Annotated in this window: 25 protein-coding genes; 5 read left to right on the top strand and 20 right to left on the bottom strand. The window is 40.0% G+C overall.

The features are described from left to right. Nucleotides 1-80: 80 nt before the first annotated feature. Entirely contained in the window at nt 81-689 is a 609-nt protein-coding gene (locus DBR40_RS15305; RefSeq protein ID WP_199748356.1) for a SprT-like domain-containing protein, read from the top strand. Nucleotides 690-699: 10 nt separating this feature from the next. On the opposite strand, the gene DBR40_RS15300 is transcribed toward DBR40_RS15305, so the two are convergent. The 17 genes from DBR40_RS15300 to pdxA form a co-directional block, all read right to left on the bottom strand. Beyond that, the gene (locus tag DBR40_RS15300; protein WP_124560621.1) at nt 700-1,086 is read right to left on the bottom strand and encodes a hypothetical protein; all 387 of its coding nucleotides are present in this window, start codon (nt 1,084-1,086) and stop codon (nt 700-702) included. 16 nt (nt 1,087-1,102) lie between these two features. Then, a complete protein-coding gene (gene ade / locus DBR40_RS15295) occupies nt 1,103-2,740 on the bottom strand; it encodes an adenine deaminase (RefSeq protein WP_124560620.1) in 1,638 nt (545 codons plus the stop codon). An 89-nt stretch (nt 2,741-2,829) separates the two neighbouring features. Next, nucleotides 2,830-4,806, bottom strand: a complete 1,977-nt coding sequence (locus tag DBR40_RS15290; protein WP_124560619.1) for a thiamine pyrophosphate-dependent enzyme — start codon at nt 4,804-4,806, stop codon at nt 2,830-2,832. A gap of 29 nt (nt 4,807-4,835) precedes the next feature. Continuing rightward, nucleotides 4,836-6,224 carry a LutB/LldF family L-lactate oxidation iron-sulfur protein gene (locus DBR40_RS15285; protein ID WP_124560618.1) on the bottom strand — a complete coding sequence of 463 codons (1,389 nt, stop codon included), beginning with the start codon at nt 6,222-6,224 and terminating at the stop codon, nt 4,836-4,838. 151 nt (nt 6,225-6,375) lie between these two features. Beyond that, nucleotides 6,376-8,010, bottom strand: a complete 1,635-nt coding sequence (locus DBR40_RS15280) for a M28 family peptidase (RefSeq protein ID WP_124560617.1) — start codon at nt 8,008-8,010, stop codon at nt 6,376-6,378. 27 nt (nt 8,011-8,037) lie between these two features. Further along, on the bottom strand, nt 8,038-8,475 hold the full coding sequence (rpiB, locus tag DBR40_RS15275) for a ribose 5-phosphate isomerase B (RefSeq protein WP_124560616.1): 438 nt from the start codon (nt 8,473-8,475) through the stop codon (nt 8,038-8,040). A gap of 45 nt (nt 8,476-8,520) precedes the next feature. Then, nucleotides 8,521-9,405, bottom strand: coding sequence for a twin-arginine translocase subunit TatC (gene tatC / locus DBR40_RS15270; protein ID WP_124560615.1), 885 nt, complete (start codon nt 9,403-9,405; stop codon nt 8,521-8,523). Nucleotides 9,406-9,567: 162 nt separating this feature from the next. Next, a complete protein-coding gene (locus tag DBR40_RS15265; protein WP_124560614.1) occupies nt 9,568-10,770 on the bottom strand; it encodes an LVIVD repeat-containing protein in 1,203 nt (400 codons plus the stop codon). Between the two features lie 213 nt (nt 10,771-10,983). Next, nucleotides 10,984-12,324, bottom strand: coding sequence for an acetyl-CoA carboxylase biotin carboxylase subunit (gene accC, locus DBR40_RS15260; protein ID WP_124560613.1), 1,341 nt, complete (start codon nt 12,322-12,324; stop codon nt 10,984-10,986). A gap of 97 nt (nt 12,325-12,421) precedes the next feature. After that, nucleotides 12,422-12,898, bottom strand: a complete 477-nt coding sequence (gene accB / locus DBR40_RS15255; protein WP_124560612.1) for an acetyl-CoA carboxylase biotin carboxyl carrier protein — start codon at nt 12,896-12,898, stop codon at nt 12,422-12,424. A 194-nt stretch (nt 12,899-13,092) separates the two neighbouring features. Continuing rightward, nucleotides 13,093-14,091 carry a beta-ketoacyl-ACP synthase III gene (locus DBR40_RS15250; protein ID WP_124560611.1) on the bottom strand — a complete coding sequence of 333 codons (999 nt, stop codon included), beginning with the start codon at nt 14,089-14,091 and terminating at the stop codon, nt 13,093-13,095. 9 nt (nt 14,092-14,100) lie between these two features. Further along, nucleotides 14,101-15,039, bottom strand: coding sequence for a phosphate acyltransferase PlsX (gene plsX, locus DBR40_RS15245; protein WP_124560610.1), 939 nt, complete (start codon nt 15,037-15,039; stop codon nt 14,101-14,103). Between the two features lie 101 nt (nt 15,040-15,140). Continuing rightward, nucleotides 15,141-15,332 carry a 50S ribosomal protein L32 gene (gene rpmF, locus DBR40_RS15240; protein ID WP_025143959.1) on the bottom strand — a complete coding sequence of 64 codons (192 nt, stop codon included), beginning with the start codon at nt 15,330-15,332 and terminating at the stop codon, nt 15,141-15,143. Nucleotides 15,333-15,347: 15 nt separating this feature from the next. Then, nucleotides 15,348-15,878 (bottom strand): YceD family protein, encoded by a 531-nt coding sequence (locus DBR40_RS15235; RefSeq protein WP_124560609.1) that lies wholly within the window; start codon nt 15,876-15,878, stop codon nt 15,348-15,350. Between the two features lie 133 nt (nt 15,879-16,011). Next, on the bottom strand, nt 16,012-16,854 hold the full coding sequence (locus DBR40_RS15230; RefSeq protein ID WP_124560608.1) for a sulfurtransferase: 843 nt from the start codon (nt 16,852-16,854) through the stop codon (nt 16,012-16,014). Beyond that, nucleotides 16,844-18,025, bottom strand: coding sequence for an MFS transporter (locus tag DBR40_RS15225; RefSeq protein ID WP_124560607.1), 1,182 nt, complete (start codon nt 18,023-18,025; stop codon nt 16,844-16,846). Before DBR40_RS15225 ends, DBR40_RS15230 begins: the two co-directional genes overlap by 11 nt. Nucleotides 18,026-18,210: 185 nt before the next feature. Continuing rightward, nucleotides 18,211-19,290, bottom strand: a complete 1,080-nt coding sequence (gene pdxA / locus DBR40_RS15220; RefSeq protein ID WP_124560606.1) for a 4-hydroxythreonine-4-phosphate dehydrogenase PdxA — start codon at nt 19,288-19,290, stop codon at nt 18,211-18,213. A 183-nt stretch (nt 19,291-19,473) separates the two neighbouring features. Between pdxA and rsmA the strand changes: the two genes are divergently transcribed. Next, a complete protein-coding gene (rsmA, locus tag DBR40_RS15215; protein WP_124560605.1) occupies nt 19,474-20,259 on the top strand; it encodes a 16S rRNA (adenine(1518)-N(6)/adenine(1519)-N(6))-dimethyltransferase RsmA in 786 nt (261 codons plus the stop codon). Between the two features lie 236 nt (nt 20,260-20,495). Beyond that, entirely contained in the window at nt 20,496-21,098 is a 603-nt protein-coding gene (locus DBR40_RS15210) for a thioredoxin family protein (protein ID WP_124560604.1), read from the top strand. Nucleotides 21,099-21,177: 79 nt separating this feature from the next. Here DBR40_RS15210 and DBR40_RS15205 read toward each other — a convergent pair whose 3' ends face one another. Further along, nucleotides 21,178-21,459, bottom strand: a complete 282-nt coding sequence (locus DBR40_RS15205; protein ID WP_121948908.1) for an ATP-dependent Clp protease adaptor ClpS — start codon at nt 21,457-21,459, stop codon at nt 21,178-21,180. 152 nt (nt 21,460-21,611) lie between these two features. Between DBR40_RS15205 and DBR40_RS15200 the strand changes: the two genes are divergently transcribed. Beyond that, complete coding sequence (locus DBR40_RS15200; protein WP_124560603.1) at nt 21,612-22,658, top strand: 3-oxoacyl-ACP synthase III family protein; 1,047 nt, start codon at nt 21,612-21,614, stop codon at nt 22,656-22,658. A 126-nt stretch (nt 22,659-22,784) separates the two neighbouring features. On the opposite strand, the gene DBR40_RS15195 is transcribed toward DBR40_RS15200, so the two are convergent. Further along, entirely contained in the window at nt 22,785-25,241 is a 2,457-nt protein-coding gene (locus DBR40_RS15195; protein ID WP_124560602.1) for a hypothetical protein, read from the bottom strand. After that, complete coding sequence (locus tag DBR40_RS15190; protein WP_233603905.1) at nt 25,207-26,232, bottom strand: hypothetical protein; 1,026 nt, start codon at nt 26,230-26,232, stop codon at nt 25,207-25,209. Before DBR40_RS15190 ends, DBR40_RS15195 begins: the two co-directional genes overlap by 35 nt. A 30-nt stretch (nt 26,233-26,262) precedes the next feature. Between DBR40_RS15190 and dtd the strand changes: the two genes are divergently transcribed. Continuing rightward, entirely contained in the window at nt 26,263-26,715 is a 453-nt protein-coding gene (gene dtd / locus DBR40_RS15185) for a D-aminoacyl-tRNA deacylase (RefSeq protein ID WP_124560600.1), read from the top strand. The last annotated feature ends 6 nt before the right edge of the window (nt 26,716-26,721 follow it).

Genomic DNA, 26,721 nt, shown 5'->3' with positions numbered 1-26,721 from the left:
AACTATAATCATTCTGTTTTTTCATTGTAAAACTTTGAGGCTTTAGTGGTTAAAGCTTAAAAATATTTATCTTAGCATCTGTGGAAAAGGTAAAAGTTTTAGCGCAATATATGCCTGCAGAGGCAGCACCGCTAATTGCCAAGTGGATTGATTATTTTCAGTGCGAATTTAAGATCGCCAAAACCCGTTCTACCAAACTGGGCGACTACCGCCATCCTTTCCGTGATAAAGGCCACCGTATTTCTGTAAATTTTAACCTGAACCATTATGCTTTCCTGGTTACTACCGTACACGAATTTGCCCATTTGTTAACCTGGAACGACTTTAAGAATAAGGTAAAACCGCATGGTACCGAATGGAAGAAAAACTTCCAGCGCATGATGGTCCCCTTTTTTGACATGAATATTTTTCCGGATGATATCCATAAAGCGATAGATAATTACATGTCGAACCCTGCGGCCTCGAGCTGTTCAGATTTACATTTATCGCGTGCACTAAAAAAATACGATGCTGATACAACAGGTATCTTGCATGTAGAGCAATTACCTGCTAATGCAAATTTCAAAATTAAAGATGGCCGCCGTTTTACCAAAGGCGAGCGCATCAGAAAACGTTACCGCTGTGTGTGTTTAGATGATAAACGCGTTTACCTGTTTAATCCACTAGCGGAGGTGTTTTTATTAGATTAAAAAATTAATCCTACCAATTTCCATCAGCAGAATATAGAAAATCAATATTATCTTTTGAAGTTTTACATAACCAATTGTATCCAGTTGAAACATTTATCATAAGATCAATTGCTTCTAGGTATGATGCTGTAGTTAATTCGCAAATAAATGTTGATGCTTCTGATGTTTTTAGGACCCCATTGTCAATTGAGGAAAGTTTTAATATTAATTTACAATTTACGGATTTAACATATTTTGTTATTTCAATATCAAGGCCGTTAGTAACAAGCACTTTGATTAGATTAATCAACTTTGCTGTTTGAGTTTCGTCAAAATCATATAATCTAACTATATTTTCTGATACTACTTGCTTAAATTTCCCACTATCGCTTAGGTTTTCAATAAAATCTAATTTCATAAAATACGAAATGATTTTACACCAACTTAAACTCATCCCCATCAAATAAACCTTTATCGCTTAGTTTCAGGTGTGGTATAACCAAAAGTGCCATGAAGGAAAGTGTCATAAATGGAGCGAGGAGGGTTGATCCCAAATCTTTAGCAAATTGATCGATAGCAGTATAACATGTGGCAACCTCATAACCATTGTGGTTACTCATTAAACCAGCAACTGGTAGGGGCAGCACTTCTTCTTTTCCATTACCTAGGGCTACAACGCCACCGGTTTCCTTAATCACCAGGTTTACCGCCTCACAAATACTTTTATCATCAACACCCAAGGCAATAATATTATGGCTGTCGTGCGCAACACTTGATGCAATTGCCCCCTGTTTTAAACCAAAATTTTTAACAAAGGAAATGGCGATGGGCGCATCGTGGTAACGGTTAACCACTACCATTTTTAATACATCATTGGCTACATCACTCACTATGTCTCCGTTTTCTACCTTTGGTGTAACAAGTAACTTATTGGTGATCAACTGACCGTCTAAAGCTTCAATAACCGGAATTTCGAGCTGATTTTTGTATGGTAAAATAAAATCTGCTTCTTTTTTCGGGCTGCAATCAAAATGGTTAATCGATTCTTTGCTCGCAACATGATTGATCCAATTACCCACCATTCTGCCATTTTCTGCCAGCAAAAGCCCATTTACATAGGTTTGTTTAACTTGGAAACTGATCAGGTCTTCAATTACAATAAAATCTGCATCATCATTTACCTGTAAAGCACCAACATCCAGTTTATAATGCAATATCGGGTTAATACAGGCTGCACGGAGCACTTTAAAAACATCAATCCCTTTAGCTACAGCTCTTGCACAAATTTCGTTGATGTGGTTTTCCACTAAACTATCAGGGTGCTTATCATCGCTGCAAAACATCATCATTTCCGACCAATCGTGAAGCAAATGGATTAGTGCCTCAAAATTTTTAGCGGCACTGCCTTCGCGAATCAGGATTTTCATGCCACGTTGTAGTTTATCCAGTGCTTCCTCGGCGGTAAAACATTCGTGGTCGGTAGAAATACCTGCATCGATATATTTTTGAGCTGCATCGCCACGTAAACCCGGAGCATGTCCATCAACCGGTTTACCCAAGTGGTGGGCAGCTGCAATCTTTTTTAAAACTTCCTCATCTTTGTACAATACTCCTGGAAAATTCATCATCTCGCTGAGGTATTTAATTTCAGGACGTTCTAAAAGTGCTTTAACATCATCGTGGTTTAACTCAGCACCAGCCGTTTCGAAAGCGGTGGCAGGAACACAACTTGGCGCACCGAAATTGAATTTAAATGGCACGGTATTCCCATTTTCAATCATAAATTCTACGCCTTCCATGCCACATACATTGGCAATCTCGTGCGGATCGCTAATGGTCGCTACGGTGCCATGTACAACGGCTAGCCGGGCAAATTCACTTGGAATTAACATGCTGCTTTCGATGTGCACATGGCTATCGATAAAGCCAGGAGTGATAAACTGGCTGCCAGGCTGTTCTTCCGAAATTTTAGTAATAGATTTTATCTTTCCGGCTTCAACCTCTATTTCGCCAAAGAAAATATTTCGCTTAGTGATATTAACTATGTTTCCGCTGACTTTGAAAGTGCTCATTGCAATTTGATGTTTAATCCTCGTCACCCTGAATTCATTTCAGGGGCTCAATTAGAGGTGCTGAAATAAATTCAGCCTGACGATAAAGGTTAGTATTTTAATAATTTATCAATCGTTTCGGCTAATCTGGCTTTAGCTAAAAAATTATCTTCGAGTACCTTACTCATTGGAATGGCAGTATCTAAACTTGCACAACGCATTACAGGTGCATCGAGGTGGTGGAAGAGATGCTCTCCAATCCAGGCCGAAATTTCAGCACCAAAACCATTAGTCAGTGTATCTTCATGCAAAATCAATACCCGTCCTGTAGCTTTAACAGCCTCTTCGACGGTTTCCTTATCCCAGGGTTGGAGCGTACGTAAATCAATCAGGGTTGCTTCTTGCTCAGGATGGTCATTTAAATACTCCAATGCCCAGTGTATACCCAAACCATAGGTGATGATGGAGAGCTGCTTACCAGTTTTTAAAGTAACTGCTTTGCCAATTTCGGTGGTATAATAGCCATCGGGCACCGGAGCGCTTAAACTTCTGTACAGGTATTTATGTTCAAAATAGATCACTGGATTAGGATCGGCAATTGCTGCCAAAAGCAAACCCTTGGCATCTTCGGGGAATGCCGGGTAAACAATTTTTAGACCGGGTGTTTTGGTAAACCAGGCCTCGTTGCTTTGCGAATGAAAAGGTCCTGCACCTGTTCCGGCGCCAGTAGGCATGCGTACTACCACATCGGCTTTTTCTCCCCAGCGGTAATGTGTTTTTGCCAGATTATTCACAATTTGGTTAAAACCTACAGTTACAAAATCAGCAAACTGCATTTCTACAACAGCTTTATAACCATTAATGGATAGGCCTAAACCTGCTCCAACAATAGCCGATTCGCAAATAGGAGTATTGCGGACCCTAGCTTTACCATATTTGGCGGTAAAACCATCCGTAATTTTAAAAGCCCCGCCATATTCGGCAATGTCCTGTCCCATTAGAACCAGGTTGGGGTATTTTTCCATAGCTAAATCGAGCGCATCGCTAATGGCATCTAAATATCTTTTTTCGGTTGAAGATTGGCCTGATTGAACGACTTCCTGTTCAAAAGGGAAGTACATGTCTTGTTCTTCCTGAAGGGCATCGGCAATGGGTTCGGGCTCATTAAAAGCTGATTCAACTTCTAATTCAATGTTCTTTTTTACTTCAATTTTTATATCAATAACCGAAGCAGATGTTAACACCCCCTGCTCAATTAAATAAGCCTCAAAATTGCTCAGTGGATCTTTCTTTTCCCATTGATCAAATAACTCCTGCGGAACATATTTGGTTCCTGATGCTTCTTCGTGTCCACGCATTCTGAAGGTCATGCATTCTACCAAAATAGGTCTGGGATCTTTTCTGATCTCCATAGCCAGCTGGTTAATGGTATCGTACACTTCAAGAATGTTATTTCCGTCAATTTGCCGCCCTTCAATGCCGTAGCCAATGGCTTTATCAACCAGGTTTTTACATCTAAATTGCTCTGATTTTGGCGTAGAAAGTCCATAGCCATTATTCTCAATCAAAAAGATAACAGGAAGTCCCCAAACAGCAGCAACATTTAACGCTTCGTGAAAATCGCCTTCACTGGTTGCACCCTCGCCGGTATAAACTAAAGTAGCATGCTGTTTATTAGCCAGAAGGTCGGCCAATGCAATGCCATCTGCCAAGGCCATTTGTGGGCCTAAATGGGAAATCATCCCTACAATTTTATAGTTTTGTGTACCGAAATGAAAGGAGCGGTCGCGGCCTTTGGTAAAGCCTGTTAACTTGCCCTGCCATTGGGCCATTAACTTTTTTAAAGGAATATTACGGGAAGTAAAAACCCCTAAATTGCGGTGCATGGGCAAAATGTATTCTTCGTGCTGCATGGCCAAAGTACTGCCAACTGCAATGGCTTCCTGCCCAATACCTGAAAACCATTTACCTATGCGTCCCTGGCGCAATAATTTGAGCATTTTATCCTCCACCATCCGGGGATAAAGGAGCTTTTTATATAAATTCAGTAAGAATTCGTCGTCTTTATCTCTTCGGTTAAAATGCATATTTGGTTGTTTTGGCTAATGGTTTCTGACTAGGATTCCCGGTTCTTTTTCATCTCCTCAAACTGTTTTGCGAAAGATTTATCTGCAACTTTTGGCATTTCGCGGTATTTGCCCCAACTCTTTTTAAAGAAGGTTTTGAGCATAAAATTTTTAAACTTTCCACCAAAGAAATCCATCCACTTGCGTTTTTGCATCATTTTGTTGAACATGCTCCAGCCCATTTCTTCCTTTTTGCCGTTCTCGTGTCCGGCTGCTGCATCTCGTCGGTTTAGCAACAGCATTTTATGGATATCGATTTTTACCGGACAAACCTCCGAGCATTTTCCGCAGAGACTGGAAGCATAGCTTAAATGCTTAAACTCCTCCATGCCTTTTAAGTGCGGCGTAATAACCGAACCAATTGGTCCGCTATAGGTGGTGTTGTAGGTATGCCCACCAATATTTTTATATACCGGGCAGGCATTTAAGCAGGCCCCGCAACGGATACAGTATAAGCCTTGCCGCTGATCTTTTTGTGCCAGTAAATTGGTGCGGCCGTTATCTAACAAGATTACATACATTTCTTCGGGGCCATCCGTTTCATTTGGCTGACGGGGACCGCTTAGAATGCTGTTGTAAACCGTTAAATTTTGCCCGGTTCCGTGCGAAGCCAGTAAAGGCCAGAACAAATCCAGATCGGCCATAGAAGGGATTACCTTTTCGATACCAACAATGGCTATATGGATTTTAGGAAATGTAGTACTTAAACGCGCATTACCTTCGTTTTCGGTGATGGCAATACTTCCGGTATCGGCAATCAGGAAATTTCCTCCGCTAATACCAATATCAGCATTTAAATATTTTTCTCTGAGCAGCTCCCTAGCTTTTTGCACCAGTTGTGGTGGCGTAGCATCGATAGGGGTGCCAAATTTATCGTGAAATAATTGCGCAATATCGGTTGCACTTAAGTGCATGGCCGGGGTAACAATGTGGTAAGGTGCCTGGCCCAATAACTGAACGATATATTCACCAAGATCACTTTCCAGCGATTCGATATTGTTTTGCTCCAAAAAGTCGTTCAGGTGGATTTCCTCCGTCGTCATCGATTTGGATTTGATGACGGTTTTGCCATTGTTTCTTTTAATGATATTGAGGATTTCCTGCTGGGCTTCTGCCGCATCGTTTGCCCATATAACCTTACCGCCTCGGCGCTGAAAGTTCGATTCGAACTCGGGCAGGAACTTATCAAGATTTTCCATTACCCGCCATTTTACTACGTGTGCCTTTTTTTTAGACGCCTCGAGGTTTTCGAACTTTGACAAGCCGCGTTCAACTGCTGCATTGTATTTACCAATATTGTAATTTATGGTTTTACGATGTGGTAAATCGAAAGCTTTCTCATCAGACTTCTCTAAAAATTCCTCGGCAGTTTTCATCAATGGCAATTTTATTACAGGGGTAACGAAGAATAGCTATTTTTAGTTTTTAGCTACTCCGTTAAAAACCAAAGATATGAATTTATACAGGCACCAAAAGTAATGTGCACAAAAAAAGCCCCAACATTTCGTTGAGGCTTAGTCTTTTGAATTATTATTTCTTCGGATTACCTTTTCCATCCATGTCTACTACCGGACGTTTAGCTCTGTTAGCCAGTTCCCATGCAGTATAGTAGGTTAACTTGGCTCTTTTTGCTAGTAGCGGGAAGTTGATTTTACTTACTTCATCGCCTGGTTTGTGGTAATCCTGTTGTAACATTCCATCATAATAGAAAATAATCGGAATACCTAATTTGGCAAAGTTGTAGTGGTCTGAACGGTAATAAATTTGCTCAGGGTCTTTTGGATCATCATATTTGTAATCCAGTTTCATTTTGGTATAGGTAGCATTTACCTGCTCGCTTAAATTAGCCAAATCGCTGCTCAACATTCTCGAGCCTACTGAGTAAATGTAGTTAGCAGAATCTGGTTTGCCCAAATATTCTTCACCTGTACGGCCAATCATATCGGTATTTAAATCGGCAATGGTATTGGCTACAGGGAAAACAGGGTGCTCAGAGTACCATTCAGAACCCCAAAGGCCTTTTTCCTCACCGACCACTGTCATAAATAAAATGCTGCGTTTAGGACCTTTGCCTGCTTTTTTTGCATCCGTAAAGGCTTTTGCCATCAATAAAACACCTGTAGTACCCGATCCATCATCATCGGCGCCGTTGTTTACTTTATCTTTCGCGTTTGGATCAGTTTCTAAACCAATGTGATCATAGTGGCCTGTTAAAATCAATACTTCTTTTTTAAGTACCGGATCAGAACCTTCTAAGTAACCCAAAACATTTTCGCACCTAACTGATGCTTCATTTTTGGCTGCACTTGCAGAGAATGGAACATTTACTATTTGCGAAGCAGGCGCAACGCTTTCCGTAATTTTCTTTTGTAAATCTGCTACCGTAGTATTGCTTGCCTTTAACAGGTCGTTTGCCAATGCCACAGAGATTGAAATACGTGGAATTTCGTTTTGCTTTTGTGCCTCGATAGCAGCATTGGTTTTCACCATTACCCTGCCTTTATTTTGGGCTTGCTTGCTATTTTCGGTAATTCTATCAACACTTGGATCGATCAGTATAATGGCTTTAACATTATTCTCTGCAAAATATTTTGCCCTGCTATCTAACATGGCGCGGTAAGCTGCCCTGTCAATTCTGGTACCTGGTTTAACCGTAGGGTCACCACCATTAAACATCATTACTACCTTTCCTTTAATGTCGGTTCCGGCAAAGTCGTTGTAGTTATCTTTCTTGATCCCGTAACCGATAAATACAATCTGATCGGTAGAAAAAGTGAAACCGTTATCGCTGATTAAACTAGGTGAAACGATATAATCTTTCTGATATTCTTTCGGTTGACCATTAACGGTTACATGGCTTTCTTTTAAGGTAACATTTACCAGATTAATTTTCTGAAAATAGCTGCCGTCAACAGGGCCTTTTAGTCCGATAGATTTAAAATAATCGCGGATATAATCTGCAGCCATCCAGGCACCTTTGGTTCCTGTTTCGCGACCTTCGTATTCATCAGATGCCAAAACAGACAGGTGTTTATAGGCATTATCCGGGTTAATGGCCTTGCTAAATTTAATCGCGTCTTTATTGGCCGGGAGCGGTTTGATCTGGCCAAAGCAACTTGCTGTAACAAGCGTAACCAAACCAAGGGTTAAAAACTTTTTGTTCATTATGATAATAGTTAGTTGAGTTTCTTGTTAGCACGAAATTTTTTCGACCCGGTTTTGGTGGCGACCGCCTTCAAATGCCGTAGTTAAAAAGGTTTCGGTAATTTTTTTTGCTTCATCTTCTGAAACGAAACGGGCCGGAATGCAAAGTACATTAGCGTTATTGTGCTGACGTACCAGTGATGCGACTTCGTTTTCCCAGCATAGACCTGCTCTAATGCCCTGATGTTTGTTTGCTGTTATAGCCACACCGTTTGCCGAACCGCAAAGTAAAATACCGTAGGTAAATTCCCCGTTTTCAACAGCCGAAGCAACAGGATGTGCAAAATCAGGGTAATCAACTGAATCTGCAGCATAAGGGCCAAAATCTTTTACTTCGTAATCCTGTAAAAAATCTTTTAATATTTCTTTGTATTCGAATCCGGCATGATCCGCGCCAATAGCAATTTTAATTTTTGTATCAGACATTGTCAAATTTATAGAGAATTATGAATTCTGTTCGTAATGTTTTTGTTAGTTAGCGTAGAAAGCAGCTTCGGCTTTTTTCTTCTTTCTTTCGATATATGCCGAAACAAAAATACTGGCTTCATACAGTAGAAATAATGGAGCAGCTACAGTTAACATCGTCAATATATCGGGGGTTGGCGTTACAATTGCAGCAATAATTAGAATAATAACTGTCGCATATCTTCTGCTCGCCCGCATCAGCTTAGGCGTCATTAAACCCAGTTTCGATAGAATGAAAATAATAATTGGGAGTTCAAAAATAATTCCGGTTCCTAATGTTAGTGTTGCGATCGAAGAAACATATGAGTCTATTGTGAAAGTATTTTTAATTTCAGTACTAACAGTATAACCCGTTAAAAAGTTAATTGATAGTGCGCAAATAATAAAATATCCGAAAATAATCCCAATGATAAAAAGAACAGAAGCGAAGAATACAAAACCACTGGCCGATTTACGTTCATTCTCATGCAATGCGGGTTTAATAAAACGCCAGATTTCCCATAGTAAATATGGAAAACCAAGTACAATACCACACATTACACAAACATTTAATTGCAGGTTAAACTGACCTGCCATTTCGGTATTGATAATTTCGCCATTGATTTTGGTGATACACATATCCTTACCAAGTGATGGAAAGTGTTCTACCAGTTTACACATCATGCGGTAGGTCCAGAAGTCTGGTTTCTTTGGACCAAAAATGATTTTGTCTAAAATTTCTTCATTGAAATAAAAGGCGATACCTGTAAATACGGCAATGGCAATTACTGCTCTGATTAAGTGTTTGCGGAGTACATCGAGATGATCAAAAAAAGACATTTCTGCCTCTAATGTTGTGCTTTTTTTTCCGATCGCTTTTGTTAGTGATCTTTTTTCGTTAGTGTCGCTCATGTTGAAAACAAAAATACCATTCTATTTGAATAGAATGGTATTTACGTGTTAAATATAGAAATAGTTTATCTTATTCTGAGAATTGCCTGTAAAAATAGAATACTACAATTAAAAAATAAAATTTACCACTTAAAAAGTACTGCAGCTATTAGCGGGATCTGGTTAGTAACTTTGTACCCTAATCAAACTCAGCTGCCTTAAATTTGCAGCATTGCTGTAGTCAAATTGATAAATGCCATCTTCACCGGTTACAATTAATGATTTAGGGCCTGCAATAACATCAAAGCTTTTAATTTTACTTAAATGCTGTAGCATGTTGTTCCCTATTTTATTTTTATCGGCGATATTAAAGCTCTTTATTCCAAAAGCGCCTTCGCAAAGAAATAAATTATTGGCACTTACGCTTAAACCATGTGGATTTTGCATCGGATAAACCGCAAGCTGTTTTGGTTTTGTCGGGTCTTCAATATCAACAACTTCCAGTTGATTGCTTGCTTGCCAGCACATGTTCCCCGTACGTAGGGTAACGTAGGCATATTGCCCTTGCACAACCACAGGATCGCAAGCAAAAATATGGCTGTAAGTAGATAGTTTTATAGGATTTGAGGGGTCGGCAGCGCTAAAAATATGCATTCCCCTATTGGTGCCTATAAACAACTTATTTTCGTATGGGAAAATAGTTTCTACTCCCCAGCCTAAATTAATATTTTTTAGAAAAGTTGGATTTGATGCTGTTTTCACATCAAAGAGATTCAGCTCGTTACTGCCTACCGCATATAAATAATCGCTTAGTAAGGTAAACCTTGCCATCGATCCGCCCTGACCTGAAGTACCACCATAACTCGAATTGGCATACATCAAATCTGATTTGTAATGCGTACTCTTGTTTACTACGGTGTCTTTATAGGTTACCACATATTTTTGAGCGCCGGCAGTATAAAATTGGTTAAATACATCGTTTAATCTTTTTACTTGTTTGATATTGGTAATCACTGAAATATCAAAGGCAAGTAAATCTACATAGCTGTCGGCATATAGAATATTATTGTTAATTGCAAGATCTGCATTTCCCGGTATTTGTAAAAAAGCAATGTTTACAGGGGCACCCGGATTAGCGTTATTGTAGATATGGATGCCTTTATTGGGTTCATTAATAAACAGCAGATCTTTGTAGATGTATATCTTTCCGGTTTTTTTTGCCCGTACAGGTTTGGTAATGCCTACAGGTAATGCCCTCATGGCCTGAATAGTGATTGGTTTGGCAATTTGTATTACCTCAAATTCGTCACTGTTATTTTTCTTGCATTGAGATAGTATTGCTACAGTAAATAGCAATAGCAAGCTGTTAAATAGAATTTTTTTCATGATTTGGTGGTTTTACGTACAAACGAAAGCCACTACTAAAACGCTACATAATAGTTCGTTAATGTTTTTTTTCAGATAATCACTAACATCTTAAGTCAGTAAATCTTTTTAAATTGGTGAAACAACCAGATGTTATTCGAATCCCAAAAAAAGAGGCTGTCCAGTTATTTTTGGAACAGCCTCAATGGGTACTAAATATAAGTTTAGACTATATTATTCTGAAAATTCAAATGTTTCCATGAATTTTGTAGTGAAGTTTCCGGCCCTGAAGTTAGGGTCTTTCATTAACTGCAAATGGAAAGGAATGGTAGTTTTAATACCTTCAATTACAAATTCGCTCAAAGCACGCTCCATGGTGCAAATGGCTTCTTCGCGGGTTTGTGCTACGCAGATTAATTTTGCAATCATCGAATCGTAGTTCGAAGGAATAGAATATCCAGCGTAAACATGCGTATCAACACGAACACCATGACCACCTGGCGAATGGAAATTCGTAATTCTTCCTGGTGATGGGCGGAAGTTGTTTGCCGGATCTTCGGCATTGATACGGCACTCAATTGCGTGCATTTCCGGAGTATAGTTTTTACCTGAAATTGGAATTCCGGCAGCAACTTTAATCTGTTCTTTAATTAAGTCGAAGTTGATTACCTCTTCTGTAACCGGATGCTCTACCTGGATACGGGTATTCATCTCCATGAAATAGAAGTTACGGTGTTTATCAACGAGGAACTCAATAGTACCTGCACCTTCGTAATTCACAGCCATCGCACCTTTAATAGCAGCCTCACCCATTCTTAAGCGAAGTTCTTCGGTCATAAACGGCGAAGGAGATTCTTCTACTAATTTTTGGTGACGACGTTGAATTGAACAATCACGCTCTGATAAGTGACAGGCTTTGCCAAACTGATCGCCAATAATCTGGATTTCAATGTGGCGTGGATCTTCGATATATTTCTCTAAATATAAACCATCGTTACCAAATGCTGCGCCAGATTCCTGACGGGCACTATCCCAGGCATTCTCAAAATCTTCATCTTTCCAAACTACACGCATACCACGGCCACCACCACCGGCAGTAGCTTTCAGGATAACCGGATAGCCCATATCGTTGGCAATTGCAATACCTTCTTTAACGCTGGTAAGCAAACCGTCTGATCCTGGAATGGTAGGAACGCCAGCTTTTTTCATGGTTTCTTTGGCAGAGGCTTTATCGCCCATACCATTAATCTGCTCTGGCGTAGCACCAATAAATTTGATGTTGTACTCTCTGCAAATGTTAGAAAACTTAGCGTTTTCTGACAAGAACCCATAACCTGGGTGTATTGCGTCGGCATTCGTTAATTCGGCAGCCGAGATAATATTTGGGATATTTAAATAAGAATCTTTACTAGGTGGGGGGCCAATACAAACAGCCTCATCAGCAAAACGTACGTGTAAACTTTCGCGATCGGCGGTAGAATAAACAGCAACCGTTTTGATGCCCATTTCCTTACAGGTACGGATAATACGCAAAGCGATTTCTCCCCTGTTGGCAATTAGTATTTTTTTAAACATAATTTTTTAATTTAGGATTGCACAGATTTAAAAGATTACGCCGAATTAACGGCATAATTGAAACCTGTGAAATCAAATTAATCTGTGAAATCAGATTCTAAATAGGTTCTACCAAAAATAATGGTTGGTCGTACTCAACCGGTGATGCATTATCAACCAGGATTTTAACGATACGGCCTGAAATCTCGCTTTCAATCTCGTTGAAAAGTTTCATTGCCTCAATAATACAAACTACTTTACCTGCACCGATTTCATCGCCAACATTTACAAACATTGGTTTCTCCGGGCTGGCAGAACGGTAGAAAGTACCGATCATTGGAGATTTAATGGTTAAGTATTTCGAAGTGTCTTCTGCAGCGGGTACAGCAGGTGTTGCTGCAACTGGGGCAGTAGGAGCTGTAGCAACTGGAGCAGCAGCCTGTACAAGCGGAGCTTGCGGGATGGTTGCATGCACAACTGTAGGTGCTTGGTTTGTTTTGATCGTGATTTTGAAGTCCTCTTGCTCAATGGCAACTTCGTTTACTCCAGAACGAGAAACAAATTTGATCAGTTCCTGTATTTGTTTGATATCCATTTTTTAATCCTTGTTATGTGAAAAAAAGTGTATAAATGAATTAACTAAGTTATACTTTTTTTGTTTTAAATTTTAATTATTGCGGGGTGCTACGGCTACTCTTTGCGTTAATGGTTTTTTGGTTGATGGTTAATAGCTAAATACTATCAACTAATGTCCATTAACTATGGAGCCATTGTACTATAGACTTTAACCTAGTTAGAGTCATATGCCCATTTCAGATAAACAGAACCCCAGGTAAAACCACCGCCAAAGGCCGCTAACACAATGTTATCGCCTTTTTTTAACCGGCTTTCCCATTCCCATAAACACAATGGAATGGTACCGTTGGTAGTATTTCCGTAACGTTCGATGTTAATCATCACCTTATCGGTGGTAACGCCCATGCGGTTTGCAGTAGCATCGATAATACGTTTGTTGGCTTGGTGAGGTACTAACCAGGCTACATCATCAGCGGTTAAGCTGTTGCGTTCCATAATTTCTGCAGCAACATCAGCCATATTGGTTACAGCAAATTTAAATACTGTAGGGCCTTCCTGGTGTGCAAAATGCTCTCTGGCATCAATGGTTTCGTGGGTAGCCGGTTTAACAGAACCACCAGCTTTCATGCCTAAGAAATCTCTTCCGGCGCCGTCGGTTCTTAAAATCGAATCCTGAATTCCCAAACCTTCTTCATTTGGCTCTAATAAAGCGCAACCGCAACCATCACCAAAAATAATACAGGTGGTACGGTCTTCGTAATTAATAATCGATGACATTTTATCGCCACCAACTACCAATACCTTTTTGTGCCTGCCCGATTCGATAAATGATGCACCTGTAGAAAGGCCGAAAATAAAGCCAGAACAAGCGGCTTGTAAATCGTAACCCCATGCGTTGGTTGCACCAACTTTATCTGCTAAAACGTTTGCTGTTGCAGGGAAAGTAAAATCAGGAGTAGTGGTGCAAAAGATAATCAGTTCAATTTCTTTTGCATCAATTCCTCTTTTTTTAAGTAAACCGTTTACAGCGTGAACAGCCATATCAGAAGTACCTAAACCTTCTCCCTTTAAAATTCTACGTTCTTTAATCCCCGTTCTGCTTGTAATCCATTCATCCGAAGTGTCAACAATGGTTTCTAACTCTGCGTTTGTAAGCACATAGTCGGGGACGTAACCATTTACTGCTGTAATAGCAGCGTGAATTTTACTCATTTTAATAAATTATTTAAATGCCATTCTAATTTTTTCTACCAATCCGGTAGTAATCATTTCCCTGGATTGGAGAACCATATTTTTAACAGCTAAAGGACTGGAAATTCCATGTCCGATAACTACGGGAGCGTTAACACCTAGTACCGGGCTTCCACCGTATTGTTCGTAATTGAAACGATCGAAAAACTCATCTTTTAATCCTTTCTTAATGGTGAGTACGTAGAACGATTCTGCCAGCTTTAGCATTACATTCCCGGTAAAACCATCACAAACAATCACATCAGCCTTGTCATTAAATAAATCTCTGCCTTCAACATTGCCTACAAAGTTAAACAAGTTGGTGTCTTTCATCAACGGAAAAGTGGCCATGCTTAGCATGTTTCCTTTTTCATCTTCTTCACCAATATTCATTAGCGCTACTTTAGGGTTTTCTATCTGCAAAAGATTTTCTGCATATAAACTACCCAGTACACCAAATTGTAGTAAAATATCTGGTTTACAGTCGGCATTTGCGCCAACATCTAAAAGCAGGCCAGTGCCGCCTTTAATTTTAGGAAGGATTGTACATAAACAAGGGCGAATGATGCCCGGAATGGTTTTAACGCTAAATACAGCGCCAACCAGCATGGCTCCAGAATTACCTGCACTTGCAAACGAATCGATTTTACCTTCTTTTAAAAGGTTAAAACCAACTGCGATGCTTGAGTTAGGTTTCTGAACAATTGCTTTGGTAGGATGTTCGCCCATACCAATTACTTCATCAGTATGAACGTATTCAAAATGATCTGGATTAAAGCCTTCTTCTGCAAGAATGGGTTTAATCTGTTCGGTATCGCCAATAAGAACAAGGTGTTCTCCGGCGTTAAGCGATTGATGAGCAGCTATTGCTCCCAAAACAATTGCTTTGGGAGCATAGTCTCCGCCCATTATGTCGAGGCCTATTTTCATAGAAAAAATCTGTTTGTGTTAAGTCAGGTGTAATCCTGAATTTTTCAGTTGACTAAGGTATGACTAAAGCCGCTGAAAACACAAACAATTTTTTAAGAAAATTACCCAATCTGAGTATTTTCGATAACCAGTTTACCGTTGTAGTATAAGTTACCATCAACGTTGTAAGCACGGTGAGGTACGTGGATAGCACCTGTTGCCGAGCATGTTGCTAAAGAAGGAGTAACTGCTTTGTAGTGTGTTCTTCTTTTATTTTTTCTCTGTTTCGAGATTTTCCGTTTTGGATGTGCCATTGGTGTATAATCTAATTATTTTTTTAACTTATTAAGGGCTTCCCAACGTGGGTCGCTTGTTTGTTCATTTTCTTCTGCTTGTTTGGCAATTGTTAATTGCTCCAGGCGATCAATCATCTCCTGATCGCAATCTTTGTTTGCCTGCTCGCAGTTTTTGATATAAGGTACCGCTACGTTAATCATCTCGTATAAAGGCCCTGATATATCAATCTCAGAATCTTTGCGGCTTAGCGTAATAATCTCTTCATCGTCGCTCTCCAGTTCATCTTCAGCAAATTTTACAATCTGCCTTTCGTAAAGATTTACCGGATAAGCAAATTCGGATAAACATTTATCGCAATCTAAATTTACAGTACCAATAACTTTGAATTTTAGTATCAACATGGTTTCTTGTTTATCAAGTTCCAGGTCAACTTTCAAATCCCCACTTTTAATTAACGAATACTCAAAAGCATTAAAAAAGCGGTCATCAAGCTCATAATCAAACTGATGAGTTCCCAATTTTAATCCGGTAAACGGTAATGAAAATTGTTTTAGTGGGTTCAAAGTACTGTAAAATTTTAGCCTGCAAATGTAGGGATAAAATAATTAGATTAAAAATGTTTTTTAAAAATTGTTGATGTTAACTCTTGATTTTTAGACCTTACAGGTTTTTAAAATCTGTAAGGTCTGTGTAAGACTAGCCAGCCAGTACCATTTCCTTATTATTTCTGCTCCATTCGCTCCACGAGCCAACATACAACTTAGGGATAGGTAAGCCTGCATAATCCATAGCCAAAAGGGTATGACAAGCCGTAATACCTGAACCACAATGCGCAATTACATTTTCAGGAAGGACGTGCGATAAGGCTGCTGCATATTTTTCCTTCAATATTTCGGGTGCAAGGAAAGCGCCTGTTGCATCTAAATTTTCGGTGAAGGGAATATTGGTTGCTCCAGGTATATGGCCCGCAATTAAATCAATAGGCTCTGTTAAACCTGCAAACCGGTTGGCATCGCGTACATCTATCACAATGTAATCGTCTGTTTTTGCTACTTTTTCTACTTCGTTTATATCGGATAGGGGTAGGTTCCAGGCTGTGATTTCGTATTTTTCAACAGCCTTTGGAATTTCAATTTTATTTGTTGTTGGGAAACCGGCTTTAACGGCCGCTTGAAAGCCCCCGTCAATTACCTGTACTTTTTCATGGCCTATTGCTTTTAACATCCACCAGAGCCTCGCAGCTGCATTACCGCCATTTTTATCGTCGTAAACAATTACATGGGTATCTTTTGTAATTCCAAACCTTTGCAAAACCAGTGTAAATTGCTCCAAAGTAGGTAGTGGATGGCGGCCACCTACAGCAAAATCTACAATATTGGCTAAATCATTGTTTACGTCTGCGAAAAGTGCTCCGGCTAAATGCTGTTCATCATATCTTTCTTTTGAGCCTGCACTGGCATCGATAATTACGATTTCTTCGTCTTGGTTTAACCAGGTTAATTCTGCTGGTTTTATGATGGGTGATAGTTTAATACTCATGATTGTTTTTTAATAATGCCAAAAGTCCCAAAACAGGCCCAATAGCTAAGACCATATAAAGATAGTGCGAATTCGTCTCTTTCGCCAATAGATTAATTACCTGAATGCTAATAATGGTGATGGCAAAACCGATACAATTTACCAAGGTTAACGAAGTTCCCCTTAAACTTTCGGGTGCGTTTTTAGCAATTAATGAAGAGAATAGCGGAGAATCTGCAGTACCTGATAATCCCCAGATAAATAAGAAAAATAGCAAGGTATACACTGAATCTGCAAAGAGAAAAATAGGGGAGAGTAAACAGCATGAGCCAGATATGGCCAGGGCAATCATCGCAATGCGTTTGGCGTCAAATTTTTGAGATAGCAACCCGCCTACCATACAGGATAATCCACCAGATCCGATTACTAAAAACGAAAATAAGGGAGTATTTAACTCAGCGGCTGGGTGCGTACCGTTGTAATGGAGCAGCATTGCCGGTAAAAATGCCCAAAAGGTGTATAGCTCCCACATGTGGCCAAAGTAGCCAAAAGCCGCTGAGCGGAAACCTGGGTTTTTAAATCCGCTTAAACAGGAACGGAAATCAAATTTTTGCCCGGGTTTTCTAAATGGTCCATCGGCAACAAAGAAAAGGATACTGCAGGCACCAATTACCGACAAAGTTGAGGTTGCATAAATCACGTATTTCCATGGGAAATCTGCTGTAAATGTTTTCAAAAGATGGGGAAAAGCGGTGCCTAAAACTAGAGCACCTACCAAAAAGCCCAGCGATTTGCCTAAACCATCTTTAAAATAATCGGAGGCTATTTTCATCCCAACGGGATAAATGCCTGCTAACATAAAGCCGGTTAAAAAACGGAATAAAAGTAATAGTCTTACATCGGTTATTTCGAGACAGATGGCAACGTTAAACAGTGCTGCTGCAATCCCACACGCAAAAAAGACTTTTGAAGGTGAGAACAGGTCGGAAATGGCAAAGAAAGCAAACAGCAGTGTGCCGGTGATAAAGCCAAACTGCACCATACTGGTAAGATTGGCTAAAAGGTTATGCTCAAGGGGGAAATTTTTAACAATATCAGGGAGTACAGCATTGCCCGCAAACCATAAAGAAGTGCACAAAAATTGTGAGATAACAATAATGGGCAAGATGCCAGCAGCTTTAGGGGCTTTCATTTGTTAAAACTTTCAGTTTTATTCTTGCAAACAGATTTCTCCACTACGGTCGAAACGACGGTTCCGCTTGAGGCTTTGTCTTAAAGTATTTAGTCCTCGGACCCCTGATTTTTTGATTTCGGTCTTTTTACCACCTAAGACATTTAAGGGCATTTAAGCTTTAGTCTTTAAACTTTAGCCTTCCCTTAAGAAGCATCATCTTTAATGTCGAACTGTGTTTCTACTACTTTACCGCCGGTACGTAACTGGTTGCCCAGCATTTCTTCCTGTTCTCTACGTTTTTTTACAATGTGGATAGCCGAAAACAAGGCCTCGGTAAACGAAGTAGGATCGGCCAGATCTTTACCTGCAATATCATAACCCGTTCCATGATCGGGAGAGGTACGTACAAAATTTAAACCTGCCGTATAATTTACACCATTGTGGAAAGCCAGTGTTTTAAAAGGAATAAGCCCCTGATCGTGATACATGGCCAGTACGGCATCAAACTGTTTGTAGCTGCCATTGCCAAAGAAACCATCGGCAGGGTATGGTCCGAAAACCATCATGCCTTTATCGTAAGCTTCCTGAATGGCCGGACTTATAATTTCTGCCTCTTCTGTGCCTAATAAACCGTTATCACTGGCATGCGGGTTTAGACCCAAAACAGCGATTTTCGGTTTTTCAATCCAGAAATCTTTCTTTAAACTATCGTTAATCAGCTTTAATTTGCTGGTAATTTTTTCTTTGGTAATTGCTGCCGGTACATCTTTTACCGGAATATGTCCCGTAACTACACCTACGCGCAGGCCTTCGCTAATCAGGAACATCAACACGTCTTTACTGCCACTTTTTTCCTGCAGGTATTCTGTGTGGCCCGGAAAGGCGAATGTTTCAGACTGGATATTGTGTTTGTTAATCGGAGCAGTAACCAAGGCATCGATATCGCCATTTACCAGATCGGCAGTGGCACGCTCCAGCGATAAAAGAGCATATTTACCGCCAGTTGGGGTAACCTGGCCAAGTTCTATTTTTACATCTTCTTCCCAGCAATTAATCATGTTTGCCCTTTTTGCCTGTGCCTGGTTGGCCTGGTTAATCACGTTAAAACTGAAATCGCCAAGATTGTTTGCCTTCCTATGAAATGATGAAACCTTGGTGTGGCCATAAACTATTGGTGTGCAGTAATTTAAAATAGCAGGGTTGGATAATGTTTTAATAATCACCTCTAAACCTATGCCGTTCACATCGCCTATACTGATACCTATTTTAAGTTTATTGCTCATAATTACTGAAAAATTTTAGCGCAAATTACTGATTTTCGATTAAAGAGGTGCTTACCCGATAAAAATTAGTTATTTTGTAATAAAATATAGTGAACGCGAAGATGCGATCTATACGGATGATAGGCAGGTAAGTGCACAATTTTCTGTGGGTTCCGTGCCTCCGTGGCAAAATAATGCGCAAAGATGAGTTTAGTAAAAGCAAAAAAACATTTAGGTCAACATTTTTTAACCGATAAAGGCATTGCCAGCCGCATTGTAGAAGCGTTGGTAAATACCGATAAGTACCACCAGGTTTTAGAGGTGGGCCCCGGGATGGGAATCTTGTCTGATTTTTTGTTGCAGCGCCAGGATTTAGAAACCTACCTGATTGACATCGATACGGAATCGTTTCACTTCTTGAACGAAAAGTACCCGCAATTGGGCGATCGTTTAATTAATGGCGACTTTCTGAAACTCGATTTTGATGCTATTTTCCCAGGTCAATTTGCCATTATTGGTAATTTCCCTTACAATATCTCCTCTCAAATTTTATTTAAGATTTTAGATAACCGCCATAAAGTTGTTGAGATGGTGGGCATGTTCCAAAAAGAAGTTGCCCAACGTTGTGCGGCTCCGGCAGGTAGCAAAGAGTATGGTATTTTAAGTGTATTTCTGCAGGCTTACTATAAAATTGAATATCTGATTACAGTTAAGCCAGGCACTTTTAATCCACCGCCAAAGGTGCACTCGGCAGTAATCCGCTTAACCCGAAACGAAGTGGAGACTTTAGATTGCGACGAAAAATTATTCTGGCGCGTGGTTAAGGCTGGCTTCAATCAGCGTAGAAAAACCTTGCGTAATGCTGTTTCTTCAGTAATGCCTAAAGATAAAATGGACAATCACATTTATTTTGAAAAACGTGCCGAGCAGTTAACCGTTGCCGATTTTGTGGCCTTAACCCAGCATGTAAGTCAATTAATGGCGGTTTAATCATTAGTATATTTTTTAAACCAGTATTGCGGTATAAACCCCGGTTATTAATCCTCATGATTAGATTTTTGCTGTCTTTAGAGATTCTTCACTGCGTTCAGAATGACAGTATGATAGAGAAAATTTAAAATCTGTGTCATCTCAAAATCGGTACAATCACCCGCTTGCGATTCTTGCAAAATCATGATTATTTTCAGCTAATTTCTCCTTTTCTTTGCCTCATAATTATAAACATCATGGTTAATTATCGCGAAATTTTTGACGAACAGGGAATGGACTATGCCACTTACCGTCAATTGGTTGACAAGCTTTTAGCTGCCGGACAAACTACCGGTCCGGATAACTCTGAAGCCATGCTGCACTATAGTAAAATGAATGTGCAACGCATGAACAGGGTTGATAAAACGGTTAGTTTAAACGAAGCACTAACTGCTGCAATTAACGATTTAAAAGGAAACTATAAATTATGGGTAATTACTGAAGGTTGGTGTGGCGATGCTGCACAGATTGTTCCGGTTTTTAATAAAATAGCTGAGGCTGCTCCCGATAAGTTTGACCTGAAGTTTGTATTGCGCGATAAAAATCTACCACTTATCGATGCACATTTAACCAATGGGGGCAGGGCTATACCGGTTTTGCTGGTGTTAGATGAAAAAGGAGAACAGGTTCTAAAAAGCTGGGCACCGCGTCCACAGGTTTTGCAAAGCCTGTTAAAAGGATGGAAACAGGAAAATACCGATCCGATGGCTACAGCCGAGAAATTACATAGCTGGTACGCAAAAGATAAAACGCAAACTACACAGGCAGAATTAGCGGAGTTGTTGAGCGGGTTGGAATAACGGGTCAGTAATCCTGATCCAATAACTATCTGATTTGTTTCAGGATTTCTCGTTATAAGAAATAGAGTAAATCCAGTAATTAATCAACCGAAACGGTTAAACCTTCCTGTTGTAAAATTTTGCGGTAAACTTCCATCTCTGTAAAAGAGCCTTCAAGCACGGGGCACTTGCCTTCATTATGCACTTTCCAGGCAATTTTCTCTGCCTGCGATTCGCTGTAATCTAAATATTTCATCATGCAGTAAATTACATGATCGAAAGTATTGATGTCGTCATTCCACAAAATAAGGCGATGTACGGTTTTAAGGGAAGTTAAAATTTCTTCGAGTGTAAAGGTCTCTTCTTTGGTTTCTGTAGACATGGCGCAAAAATAAACAATAATTTAGAAGATTTGAGATATTAGACCTGAGATATTAGATTTTAGGTGATTACGCTGAAATCTCACTACTCAAATCACGCTTCTCATATCTTTTTTATTGATTAACTTTGTTTAACCAAAATATAAATAACAGGATGCATCAATCTAAAATTGCCGGAATTGGCTACTATGTTCCGAAAAATATTTATACCAATACCGATTTAAGTCGTTTCATGGAAACCAGCGATGAGTGGATACAGGAACGTACCGGTATTAAGGAACGCCGTTTTGCCGATCGTAACGAGGAAACTACCACTACAATGGGTATTGAGGCTGCTAAAATTGCTATCGAACGCGCTGGTATTACGGCAAAAGATGTTGACTTTATCGTTTTTGCTACGCTAAGTCCCGATTACTATTTTCCGGGTTGTGGTGTTTTGCTACAGCGCGAAATGGGTATGGGCGAAATCGGTGCTTTAGATATCCGCAATCAGTGCTCGGGTTTTGTTTATGCACTTTCTGTTGCCGATCAGTTTGTAAAAACAGGCATGTATAAGAACGTGCTGGTTGTAGGAAGCGAGAAACATTCTTTTGCTATGGATTTCGAAACCCGTAGCCGTAATGTATCGGTGATTTTTGGTGATGGTGCAGGTGCAGTGGTGCTGCAGCCGACAGATGGGGCTGGCAAGGGGATTTTGAGTACGCACTTACACAGCGATGGTGCCGATGCCGAAATTCTGGCCATGTATTATCCCGGATCACATGCCAATAAATGGTTAAAAGATAAACCGGCCTACCCTGAACAGGAGTTGGGAGGTTTGTTTATGACGCCTGAGATTTTAGAAAGTGGTGCAGCTCTACCTTATATGGATGGCCCCGCAGTTTTTAAAAAAGCCGTTGTAAAATTTCCTGAAGTAATAAAAGAGGCTTTAGCTGCGAATAATTTAACCGAAAAAGATATTGATATGCTGGTGCCGCATCAGGCTAATTTACGTATCAGCCAGTATGTACAGCAGTTGTTGGGCTTAAACGACGATCAGGTGTTTAATAATATTCAAAAATATGGCAATACCACAGCCGCTTCCGTTCCGATTGCTTTGTGCGAAGCCTGGGAAGCTGGTAAAATTAAAGATGGCGATTTGGTTTGCCTTGCTGCCTTCGGTTCGGGCTTTACCTGGGCAAGTGCTTTAATCAGGTGGTAGTTTTTAAGGATTAAAATAGGTTCACTGGAAGTTTGTCACGTTGAGCCTGTCGAAACGCCCCATATAGCGTTAGGGCAGGTCCTTCGATAGGCACAGGATGACAATCTTTAGTAGTAACGCAGCATGTTATTTTTTACTTTTAGCGGCTATAAAATCCCTTAAATAACTGCAATCGCCCGCCGCAACCTGATAAAAAGGAGTTTTGTTATAATTAAGCCTTAATTCTATAAAATAAGGATTGTTGTAATTGGCCTTGATAAAGTTTCTCCATTTCACATCAGTTTTATCGTAATATGAGAAAGATAGCGGATGTGCATTCATGATAATTTGTTTCTGCAGGCATTTGGCGAGCATAAAAGTGCATTTGGCTTTAAAATCGGGATTGCTACTTAACGACCTCGCTTTTAAATACCAGGCCTTGGCGGTCTGTGCCTTTTTATAATCACCATCGTAAACAAATTTGGCAGGGGCACTATTATCGTACGATGACCAGTCGTAGCTGATTAAAAACCAGCTATTGCCATAATAACCTGTTTGGTAAACTGCGTTGGCCATTTTGTAATAATAGGTGGCTGCATTTTTTTTATCGCTCACCAGTAATTTCTGTAAACGAAGCATTTCGGCTGCAAAAGCCTTTTTGGTAACCGATGCTTTAGCCGTTACATATTTTTTAGGATAATCGTTAGTGGTTTCGATAAAAGGATTGGCATAAAGTTTCGAATTAGATTCCCCGCCGTACCAGTTTTCGGGAGCAAAATATTTATAATCTGCCGAAACCTTTGCAAACATCTGAACAGCCTTATCGTACTGGTGGGTGCGCAGATAAGTGGTGCCATATAGCTCATAAAAATCATCGTTTTTAAGCTGATTTAATGCCGAAGCCAACAAAGCGGTAACATCGTTGCCGGCGGCTTTGGTTTTATAAACGGCCAAACCCTGCATGCTTTTCGGACTCAGATTTTTTTGCCAAAAAGCTATACTCTGGTAGCTCATATTCTGAAAAAGCGAATTTTGTTTTAATGTTTTATATTCCAGATCGCCTTTAACCATAGCGAGAGCTGCTTTTGCTGTATCGCCCATACTTAAATAGGCTGGAGCCAATATCTGCTGGTAAAAATTTCGCGTGGTTCTGCTAAAGCGCTTTTCGGCCCGATTGGTGTCGTAATAATATTGTTCGTTGGGTTGAGTTTTATTTTCTGCAAACCGTTTTTCATCCAGCCATTTCAAGGTCGGCAATAAATCGTTTTCGTTAAATGGATTACCTTTTTTAATGTTTTTCGCTTTAATCAATAAATCAACAATCCGGTATTGATCGCGCAGCCTTTCAGGTAATTTATCAGATTTTAAGATGGCAAGGTAGTTTGAGGCCATAAAATCTTTGTTTTCCATCCACGATAAATAGGCCGCAGTTAAAGTACCCAGTTCAGGCTGAGGGTATTTTTTTTCTGTTGCCAGTTTTACCGCAAAATTCCTGATTTCGTTCAGGTGTTTAAGGTTAACTGCTTTTAAACTGTCTTTATATTTCGAACCACCATTATCCGAAAAGTAGTAATTGTAAGCTATTTTGGCAATATCATTGGCTTCGATCAGATTTTGTTCTAATTTGTTTACCTCACGTACCAATAAGGTTCCGTTAAGCTGGCTTTTAGGCTCGTACTGGTAAACTTTCTGCAAACTTTCTATACCCGAATCGGCATCACCAAAGCCGTTAATGGCCCAGATATTGGCCTTTTCGTTATCGGTTTTAGCGTATTTTAATGCGCCGTTTACAGGTGTACTGTTATAATAATAGTTTTTATAGGCTTGTACCCTGCGTTCGGGATTACTGGCAAAAACCTTTGAGAATAAAAAGGCCGATTCTTCCGGATTACCTAACCTGCGGGTCGATCCGGCATAAAGTGCCAGTCCCCAGCCTTTAACGGCACTGTTTAGCTTGCTTGTTTTAATGTATTTCTCGTAAGTCGATTTACTTTCGGCGTGGAAGCCACCAAAATGAAACATACGAGCCGATTGGTAGGCATACCGCAATTTCAGGAAATCATCCTTTTCATCAGCGGTAAGCTTTAAACCTTCGTTTGCTTTTTCAGCCATGGCTGTGGTATCGCGTGGTTTCGCATCCCACAGGCTAAATTCTACATTGGCTAACGGCTCGCAGCTTTTGGCAAATAAATAATATTTTAATGGTGCTTTACGTTTGCTCAATGCCTGGATAAAGGTATTCTGCTGCAAGCTATCGGGCAATTGCGATAAGCTTCCGTCAAAATTGGCAAGTTTGGCACTGGTTGCGCTGTCGGTTTTATACATTACTTTCAATACATCCTCTTTTTTAACGTTGAGGTATTTAGCCCATTCGCGGCTGTTGATATCAGGCTCGCTTTCTACATCATCTTCACTGTTTAAATACACCATTTCGTTATAAGCAAAAGGGGCATATTCATCGCCTTCAATGTTGTTATGGAAATAGGAAATGTAATAATCGTAGGGGTCTATCTCGCCGCCACAGGCAATGTTTACGGCTATTTCACCGAAAAAGGTGAGGAGAAATACACTAGAGATCAGCGATAATTTTTTGAAAGTCATCATGGGTAAAATGTTTTAACAGGTCGGTGTCTAAATGGTAGAAAACAAGGTTTCGTTCTTCAGGCTTTAAATATCGGGATAAAAATTTAGCAGTAGAAGATAAATCTTGTGCCGAAATTTCTTCCCAGCGTACTACATCGCCACTTTTTAAGCCTGCATCGGGGTAATCAACAAGTAAATCGTATAAAATGGAATTTTTGCGCTGTTTAAAAAGTTTTGGGTCCTCTAGTTGTACTTTACTGATGTGTTTGGAAATACCTGCATACTCCTGATTTCTGAACACCACAGCCCACTCAAAAATGGGTAAAGCCACATCAAGTGCCAGCGGGTATTGCGCCAGATAATCTTTGAGGTAAAGATCCATTTCGTGCTGATTTAAAATAGAGTTCTGTTCGCCGTATTTGCGCAGGTTACCCATATTGTAGCACATTAAAATTGCCCTTTCTACCGGTGGAATTCCGCTCGATACAATGTTTTTAACCTGGTGCAGGCGTAAGGTTACCGAAATGGCTTTGCCCTTCAAAAGTGGGTTTGCTTTTAATTGTTCAAGAAATTTAAAGTAGGCAACTTTGGTGGTTTTGGTCCAGTCGCAATCGATCTGCAGTTCGGCATAATTTCGCTTTCCCGATTGTTTCACCTTATCATCTACAAATTTGGCTATGCGGCTGGCTAAAACGGCTGTTTGCTGCGAATCGATTTTATTGAAAACGTTGTTCACAATAAATACAACCGGAATAATGTTCAGCCCGTCAGGCAAAGAATCAGAAAATTTAATGGGCGAAACAGGAGCGGGCTGCTGTATATCCGGATTAAAATCTACATCCATTATGCGCACGTAGAGCGATTTTGATTTAAACTGATTGAGGTAAGTAGTTTCTGCTGGTTTATTGCGGTAATCGGTTTTCCAGTAATAAAAAGTAGGGTGAATAACCGATTTTTGCTTACAGCCGAATAAGAAAAAGGCAAAAATCACTAAAATACTTATCTTGCGCATATCAATTTTATCGATCAAAAGTAATATAAAATGCGGGCAGTTTTACAAAGAGTTACACAGGCAAGTTGCACAGTTGAGGGCGAGATTACCGGACAAATTGAAACCGGTTTTTTAGTGCTGCTGGGAATTGAAGATGCTGATACGAACGAAGATTTAGATTGGCTGGCACAGAAAATTGTAGGCATGCGGGTTTTCGGCGATGAAAATGGCTTGATGAACAAAGCTCTTGCCGATGTAGACGGAAATATTCTTTTAATTAGTCAGTTTACTTTATTTGCTTCGACCAAAAAGGGTAACCGACCGGGATTTACCCGTGCGGCAAAACCTGATGTTGCGGTACCGCTTTATGAAAAAATGATTGAAAAATTGTCGGCCTTGCTTGGTAAGCGAGTAAAAACAGGGATTTTTGGTGCGGATATGAAAATAGCTTTACTTAACGACGGGCCGGTTACCATATTAATCGATACGAAGGATAAGGAATAAACTCCA

Origin of the sequence: Pedobacter sp. KBW01 (assembly GCF_003852395.1) — a bacterium.
GTDB lineage: Bacteria > Bacteroidota > Bacteroidia > Sphingobacteriales > Sphingobacteriaceae > Pedobacter.
This window is presented reverse-complemented; position numbering and strand designations above follow the sequence as displayed.